General features: G+C 62.8%; 5 protein-coding genes. All 5 read right to left on the bottom strand.

Annotation, left to right across the window (positions count from 1 at the left end):
* Positions 1-116: 116 nt before the first annotated feature.
* The 5 genes from M511_RS16765 to M511_RS16745 all read right to left on the bottom strand — a co-directional run bounded on the left by M511_RS16765 (position 117) and on the right by M511_RS16745 (position 5,906).
* Positions 117-1,202, bottom strand: coding sequence for a DUF917 domain-containing protein (locus tag M511_RS16765; RefSeq protein ID WP_024850022.1), 1,086 nt, complete (start codon positions 1,200-1,202; stop codon positions 117-119).
* Entirely contained in the window at positions 1,199-2,314 is a 1,116-nt protein-coding gene (locus M511_RS16760; RefSeq protein WP_024850023.1) for a DUF917 domain-containing protein, read from the bottom strand. The genes M511_RS16765 and M511_RS16760 overlap by 4 nt, the downstream gene beginning before the upstream one ends.
* Positions 2,307-3,866: a hydantoinase/oxoprolinase N-terminal domain-containing protein gene (locus tag M511_RS16755; protein WP_085502856.1), complete on the bottom strand. Its 1,560-nt coding sequence runs from the start codon at positions 3,864-3,866 to the stop codon at positions 2,307-2,309. Before M511_RS16755 ends, M511_RS16760 begins: the two co-directional genes overlap by 8 nt.
* 47 nt (positions 3,867-3,913) lie before the next feature.
* A complete protein-coding gene (msuE, locus tag M511_RS16750) occupies positions 3,914-4,486 on the bottom strand; it encodes an FMN reductase (protein ID WP_085502854.1) in 573 nt (190 codons plus the stop codon).
* A 67-nt stretch (positions 4,487-4,553) separates the two neighbouring features.
* The gene (locus M511_RS16745) at positions 4,554-5,906 is read right to left on the bottom strand and encodes an LLM class flavin-dependent oxidoreductase (protein WP_085502852.1); all 1,353 of its coding nucleotides are present in this window, start codon (positions 5,904-5,906) and stop codon (positions 4,554-4,556) included.
* Positions 5,907-6,000: the final 94 nt, after the last annotated feature.

Here is a 6,000-nt window from a genome sequence, read left to right as displayed (position 1 = left end):
CGAGCAGTTTGAGTTGCTCGCCGCCTGAACGCCCTACCGAGCGACTGGCCCTTTCGCGTCTCCTCTCCAAGTTTGCGACACAACCATCGAAACGCGATAGCAACGCGTGAACTGGGCTAAGCAAGCTCCTCGAACGCAATATAGTCATGCTGGTAGCCGAAATAATGGGGGCCGACGAGTTCGAGGCCGTGCGGCGTGCGCCACTGGCTGTCACAGGGCAGGCCAATGACCGTCACTGCAAGTCCATAACGGAGCTGCTCGGTGGTGACCGGCAGCCCGCCATCGGCGTCGAGCGCGCATATGAGATCGGGCGTGGTGGCCAGCAGCCTGCCCTCCCCATTACGGCACACAAGGAACTCGTTCTGGAAATCGACCTGAAAGCTTTGCCCTTCGTACGCATCCATACCCTTGAAGGTTGCCCGCCCGCGTGCGAATCCGCCGACCGTGCGGCGGTCGATATCCACGACGCGGCCCGCAAACAGGCGCCTTCCCTTGAGCCGGGAGACCAGAGCTTCCGTCGGGTTGCGGTGCGCCCAGCGCTCTCCGGCGATGGTCTCTCCGATTTCCCGGATGAGCGAAATGGTGTGCCGGAGGATACCCTGCTTCACCTGGGCTCCGCTCATCGGATAGAGAGCGACCAGGGCGGCCCCTCCCATCTCCACGGTCTGGCAGCGCGCGAGGCGCTCGGTCCACAAATTGGAGATGGCGTTGATAACCGAGCTGTTGCCCTTGTCATCGGCCAGCACCATGGGCGTGGCGGCGATGCCATGCATGGTGAAGGACACCATCTGAAGCTCGGGAAACGCCCGTCCCATGCCGTCGCCGTCGATCAGCGGCAGGCCGGTGGCAGAGGCGACGGCGAAAGGAATGGTGGAATTCAGGCCGCCCGCCTCGATGCAGACCAGGGCATCGGCCTTACGGCCAAGGAAGGATTCGAGCTGCGCCAGCGCCGAAGCCGCCTCCGAACCGTTTGGCAGCTTTTCCACCATGACCGTGGGCGCTCCCATCATGCAGACAGGCACGCATAGCCAATCGTCCGCGACCTCGTCAGGAGAAATGACGGTCACCGGCCCTTTCTCGGCCATCACCGACTGGGCCATGAGCTTGCCGATATAGGGATCACCGCCTCCGCCGGTTCCTAGAAACGCTCCGCCTATCGCGATCGCTTCCAGATCCTGCGACGTCACCTGGAACGAAGTCATGACGGTTTCCTTTCCTTTTCGGCCCGGCCCATGGGCCGGTAGGCGAGATCGAGGCCGAAGCCCCTGGGGCCGACCACCTCCAGTGCCGCCTCGGAACGAAGCAACGGATGGCAGGGAAGCGCCAGCACCGCCACCCTTTGGCCGTAGCGCAGCATCTCCGTGGTGATCGCGGCTCCGGTGTCGATATCGAGGATCACGATGAGATCGGGCACGACCACCTCGGCCACGCCGTCGCGCGAAAAGACCAGGTTCTCGTTTTGGATGAGGACGGAGCCCACCTGTCCCTCATAGCCGTCGAAGCCCTGGACCATCACCGTGCCGCGCACGAACCCGCCCTCGATCTTCCGCTTCAGATCGACGATCTTGCCCCGGAAGACCACCTCCCCGTTTTCGCTGTCGCATATGGCACGGATGGGATCGGCATGGGCCTGCCTTGCCGCCACAACGGCTTCACCCAGCCGAATAGCTTGGCTGTAGGATTGCGGAATCGAATATTGCTTGAGAAAGCGGCCGGACATTGGAGCGCTGGCGAGAGTGGAGGCCCCACCCTGCGCGACGACACAGGCGCGCGCCATCCGCTCGTGCCACTTCTCCGAAATGGCGTGCTCGAAGATCACGGCGTTTCCATGCGGGTCGCACATTACGCTGGGCGTGGAGCAGTGCCCAAAAATCGAGAAGGTCGTCATCTGCATTTCGGGAAAGGCGCGCCCCATCCCGTCGCAGTCGACCACCGGCAGTCCTGCCATGGAAGCGGTAATCAGCGGTTCCATCGCGTTCTGGCCACCGATCTCCTCACAGACGATTGCATCAACGGAAATCGCCAGATGTTTTTCCAGCGCGCGCACGCAGCGCAAACCCTCGCTGCCATGCTTGATGCGCTCGTGGGAGACCAGCGGCGCGCCTATGCCGCCGACCGAGACGACGACCGCATCGTCGGGCAGCGCTTCGAGCGGGATGACCCGCATGACATAGCCCTGGCGCAGCGCCTCGCGGGCGCGCAGCTTGCCGATATACGGATTGCCGCCGCCTCCGGTGCCCAGGACCGCCGCACCGATCTCCAGCGCATCGAGCCGCCCCTCGTCCACAAGAAACCCGGCACTTGTATCAAGCATCGATGCCGCCCATCTCCCCCACGACCTTCACGTGAATGCGCGTGGCGTTGCCGGGAAGATAGGCAAGCGGCACGTCTTCGCGTTCGATTGTTTCGATGGTGGAAGCCAGCGCGCCGGAGCGGATAGCCTTCTCGCGGGCCTCCTCTTCGGCCTGCCTCAGGCAGTCTTCGCGTGTGAGCCCGTTAGCAAGCGAAAAGATGCGGTCCACCTCGCCGCTGACCTGGGCGATGGCGGCACCGACTGCATTTGCGACCGCAAAATTTTCCGGGCGAATGACGGTAAGGTCTCCCAGCCGGGACGGCATGAGAATGGAACCGCCACCCACCGCGATGACGGGAATCGGCTCGGGAGAAATGCGGCTGCGCTCGACGCCCCGCTCCAGCATGCGCTTGATTTCGGCAATGCTGCTTTCGACTAGGTCCCGGTCGAGGGAGGAGACCGCCGCGGCCTCGCCAATGCTCACCTTGCCGGCCGCAACCGCGATATCCGTCGTGGTCATGGTGGCGCCGCCGAAGACGAGGGCTTCCTTGGTGATACGGTAGCCCACGGATTGCGGACCGACCGAAACACTGCCATCGGGCCCGCGACGGACCAGTGAGCCGCCGCCGAGACCGATAGAGAAGACATCAGGCATCCGGAAATTGGTGCGCACGCCACCGATATCCACCACGGTCGAGGCCTGGCGCGGAAAACCGCGCTGGATGGCGCCGATATCGGTCGTGGTCCCGCCGATATCCACCACGATTGCATCGGTCTCGCCGGTGAGGAACGCGGCGCCCCTCATCGAGTTCGTCGGCCCCGAGGCAAAGGTAAGCACCGGGAACTCCCGCACCGCCTCCGCTCCCATGAGCGTACCGTCATTCTGCGTGATGAAGAAGGGGCAGGACAGGCCCGCGGCCTGCAATGCGCTCCTGAGGGCTTCCACCGTGCGACTGCTGAGTTCGAGCAGGCTGGCGTTCATGATGGCCGCGCTTTCGCGCTCCAAAAGACCGATACGGCCGATATCGCTGGACACCACCACGCGCAGGCCCGGGCAGCTCTCGAGCAGCCGCTTGCGCGCGGCAAGCTCCATCGCGCCGTTGATAGGGCTGAAGACCGAGCTGATCGCCACTGCCTCGATGCCCTTCACGCGAATGTCGCTCGCGATCCGGTCGATTTCGTCGAGATCCAGCGCTGCGATTTCGCGCCCGTCGAATTCATGTCCGCCGCGCACGAGATAGCGGTGTCCACCGATTGCCTTTCTGAGATCCTCGGGCCAGTCGACCATCGGAGGCAGGCAGGCGGTCGCGGGGAGCCCGAGCCGGATTGCCGCCACCGGGCTCAAATGCCTACGCTCGATCACGGCATTGGTGAAATGCGTGGTGCCGATCATAACGTAAGTGATCTTGGAGCGGTCGACCTCGGCCTTGGCGATAGCCGTCTCCAGCGCCTCGATCACCCCGGACGTGACATCCTCGGTGGTGGCCGTCTTCACGCCCGAAAGCACGGATCGGCCAGCCATGACGACAGCGTCGGTGTTCGTCCCGCCGACATCGATTCCCAATCTATACATAAGTTCGGTGTCCTGTCCTGAATCGGTCTGCCGGGTTCAAGGGTCCGTCAGGCCCAGCGCTTCTCGGCGGAGTCGGTTTCGAAGGGAACGCGGTGCTTGATTAGATTCGAAAGCTGCCGGCAGGCCATCACACAGCGCTGCAATGTCGGTTCGTCGGTCAACTCACCATCCTTGAAATCAGCGTCCGAAGCATAAACGGCAAGCGGAACGCTGGAAGCGCCAAAAAAGCCGAAGAGCGGCCGCATCTGGTGCTCGACCATCAATGCATGGCGCTGACCGCCACCCGTCGCTCCGATAAGCACCGGCCGTTCGAGCAGGCTGTTGGGGTCGAGCAAATCGATAAGATGCTTGAAGAGTCCGCTGTAGGAGCCCTTGTACACAGGGCTCGCAACGATCAGCGCATCAGCGGTTTCAATGTCACAGATAACCCGTTCGATTCCGGGCGAAGCTTCGTCGCGCGTCAGGCACGAACCGATCTCCGGCATAACATCCAGCATGTCGTAAACGGTGCCGACGCCGCCGGTCTGCCGCGCGGTCTCTTCCACCAGGACGGAGACAAGGGCCCTGGTCTTGGACGGCCGACGGGTGTTTCCCGCCAGGCCAACGATCTTTTTGGTCAAGGTTATGCTCCTTCAGAAGAGGACGGGCCGGGCTACCGTTCGTCGATGTGGCGTGGCGCAACCGGCGTCATTCGGCCGCGGCTGCTCTTGCAGCCGCATAGCGGTTCGCCGGCCACGAAAGACCCAGATGCTCGCGTAGGGTCCGGCCCTCATATTCGGTGCGGAAGAGGCCGCGCCTTTGCAATTCCGGAATGACGAGCTCCACGAAATCCGAGAGGCTAGCGGGAAGCGCCTGCGGCATTATATTGAAGCCGTCCGCAGCCTCCGACGTAAACCACTCCTCCATCTGGTCGGCAATATCCGCGGCCGTGCCGATGACGAGATTGTGTCCGCGCGTGCCGGCAATGCGCATGTACAGCTGACGGATGGTGAGATTCTCTCGATGGGCCGTATCCTTGAGCACCTTGAGCCGTCCCTTGCCCGTGTTGCTGTCGGGCAGATCGGGGAAAGGCCCGTCCACGGGATAACCGGAAAGGTCATAACCCGCCATGGACGACAACAGGCCGAGGCCCACCACCGGGTCGATGAGCTCCTGCAGTTCCTGGAATTTCGCCTGCGCCTCTTCCCTTGTACGGCCGACCACAGGCGACAGGCCAGGCATGATCTTGAGATCGTCGGGTGAGCGGCCCGCGCGCGCAACCCTCGTCTTCAGTTCCTTGTAGAAAGCCACGCCATCAGCGAGTGCCGGCTGGGCAGTGAAGACCACATCGGCACACCAAGCGGCCAGATCCATTCCGGCCTCGGAGGAGCCTGCCTGCACGAGGATGGGGCGCCCCTGTGGGGTGCGCGGCACGTTGAGCGGCCCGCGAACCGAAAAGCGCTCGCCCTTGTGATCGAGCATGTGCAGCTTGGCGGGATCGAAGAAGCGGCCGCTTTCCTTGTCGCGAAGGAAAGCATCATCCTCCCAACTGTCCCAGAGTCCCAGGACGATTTCCGCGAACTCGCGCGCCCGGGCGTAGCGATCGGCATGGGCCAGGTGAACGTCGAAACCGAAATTATAGGCTTCGGCCTCATTGGCGGAGGTCACGAGATTCCAGCCGGCCCTGCCTCCACTCAGATGATCGAGCGATGCATATTTGCGAGCAACGTTGTAAGGCTCATTGAAGGTGGTGGTGGCTGTCGCCACCAGGCCAATTCTCTCTGTGACGGCTGCAAGGGCTGAAAGAAGCGTGATTGGCTCGAAATAGGCCGCGCGGGAACTGCGCCCGTCGGATTCGAGTTCGCGATCCCAGATGCCGGCATTGTCGGCGAGGAACATCATGTCGAACTTGCCGCGCTCGGCAATACGCACAATCTCGACATACTCTTTGAGATTGACGCCCCCGTCCGCCTTCACCTCCCGATGCCGCCACGCGGCGATATGCTGTCCGGTCGCGGTCAGGAACGCGCCAAGCTTCATCTGTGCGCCAGCTTTTCTCATGTCACTCCCCTGGGTGATGCCGCACGAATGCAATCTGCGCATAACCGTAGAGGAAAGCGCCGACCGGAAAAATACGTGGCCGCACGTAGGCGGA

The sequence above is a fragment of the Paracoccus sp. J56 genome, from assembly GCF_019633685.1.
In the GTDB taxonomy this organism is placed as follows: Bacteria; Pseudomonadota; Alphaproteobacteria; order Rhodobacterales; family Rhodobacteraceae; genus Paracoccus; species Paracoccus kondratievae.
The sequence above is the reverse complement of the archived record's forward strand: the minus strand, read 5'-3'. Positions and strand labels throughout refer to the sequence as shown.

Excerpts from the sequence above, each read along its gene's own strand:
- M511_RS16745 (WP_085502852.1), bottom strand. The coding sequence starts at position 5,906 with ATGAGAAAAGCTGGCGCACAGATGAAGCTTGGCGCGTTCCTGACCGCG.
- M511_RS16755 (WP_085502856.1), bottom strand. The coding sequence starts at position 3,866 with ATGTATAGATTGGGAATCGATGTCGGCGGGACGAACACCGACGCTGTC.
- M511_RS16765 (WP_024850022.1), bottom strand. The coding sequence starts at position 1,202 with ATGACTTCGTTCCAGGTGACGTCGCAGGATCTGGAAGCGATCGCGATA.
- M511_RS16760 (WP_024850023.1), bottom strand. The coding sequence starts at position 2,314 with ATGCTTGATACAAGTGCCGGGTTTCTTGTGGACGAGGGGCGGCTCGAT.